Origin of the sequence: Flavobacterium sp. (assembly GCF_036405015.1) — a bacterium.
Taxonomy (GTDB): Bacteria; Bacteroidota; Bacteroidia; order Flavobacteriales; family Flavobacteriaceae; genus Flavobacterium.
On record NZ_DASWYK010000011.1, the window covers coordinates 1 to 1,753 of the forward strand.

Below are 1,753 nucleotides of genomic sequence, written 5' to 3' on the forward strand. Positions count from 1 at the left end.
TTTTGAAACGATTACTTAACATATTCATTTTATTAATTAGTTCAGGCTGTTTTGCTCAATCATTTTACTTAAACATTAATGGAATTAATAAAAAACAAAGTCAAACAATTGATTCTATTCCGTATAGCAAAAAACATCCCAACTTAAAATCGCTTTTTAGCGAAATCACAAAAGTCAACAATCAACTAACAAAACAAGGATATATAGATTCTGAAATACTAGAAAACAAGAAAACGAATGACAGTAGTTTTAGCGCAATAATCGACTTAAAAAACAAGATAAAAGAGGCACATATATATATAGGTATAAATAATCCATTTTATGATCAAAAAAAATCCACAAAAGATAGCTTGACAATTCCTTATTCTGAATTAGAAAACTTTCTTAATCAGGAAATTTCAAACAAAGAAAAAGCTGGTTTTGCCTTTACAAAAATAAAACTGAAAAATATAACAAAAAAGAATTCCGCAATTTATGCCGATTTAAATCTTGATTCCGAAAAAAAAAGAAACTTAAATTCTATTATTATAAATTACACAAATGCGAATTCCAAGGATTATTTTCCGAAAGGAGCATTAAAACAACTAAACAAAAAGTACCTAAACAGAACTTTCAACCAAGACATCATTAAGAACATCTACAACGATCTTAACAGTTTTGAATTTATCTCTCAGACAAAATATCCTGAAATACTTTTCACCAAAGACTCAACAAAAATTTACACCTACATCGAAAAAAGAAAAGCCAACACCTTTGATGGATATATTGGTTTTTCAAATGACGAAAACAAAAAACTTGTCTTAAATGGATATTTAGACATTTCACTAATTAATACACTACACGCGGGAGAGAAATTCTCATTGTATTGGAAAAGTGACGGAAATCAACAAAAAACCTTCAATACTAAAATCGAAATCCCATACCTGTTTCAATCCCCTATCGGAATTAAAGCGCAATTAAACATTTTCAAACAAGACAGTACTTTTCAAAACACCAAGACAGATATCAATTTAGGTTATTACTTAAACTACAATTCAAAATTATATATCGGATATCAATCAACAGAATCGAGTGACATCCAAAACACCAACAATTCTACAATTAGCGATTTCAACAACTCTTACCTAACAACAACTTTTGATTTTCAGAAATCAGATTACCAAAACCCAATATTTCTCAACAAAGCTTTTATATATACCACAATAGGATTTGGAAAGCGAGACACAAACAACAGCCCTGAAACAGTTGGCACAAGCAATCAGGTATTTGCCAATCTAAATCTCAAATATAATTTTGAGTTAAATGCTAAGAATTTCATTAACATAAATTCACAAAATTATATCTTAAAAAGCCATAACTATATTTCTAACGAGTTATTCCGTTTTGGAGGAATGAATTCAATTAGAGGTTTTTTAGAAAATAGCCTACAAGCCAACTTCACTTCAATGATTCTTACAGAATATAGATACTTAGCCTCAAAAAATCTTTACATAAATTCAATTCTTGATTATGCATTATACCAAGACCTCACAAGTGTTTCAAACAAAAACAAAATAAAAAAATTAATAGGAATAGGCATTGGAACAACGGTTCAAACACCAAACGGGTTATTAAAAATAAACCTTACAAATGGTGGAGAAAAAACTTCAGATTTGCAATTATATAACACTATCATAAACATATGTTATAATGTTAAATTTTGATGTTTAACGAAAAAAATATTTTTTTTATTAGGAAAGTTAACAAATTATTA

The 1,753-nt window shown here is 28.1% G+C and carries 1 protein-coding gene; it reads left to right on the top strand.

Annotated elements, in window-relative coordinates:
• Window positions 1-2 precede the first annotated feature (2 nt).
• Complete coding sequence (locus VGE71_RS00935) at window positions 3-1,703, top strand: hypothetical protein (protein WP_331136625.1); 1,701 nt, start codon at window positions 3-5, stop codon at window positions 1,701-1,703.
• The last annotated feature ends 50 nt before the right edge of the window (window positions 1,704-1,753 follow it).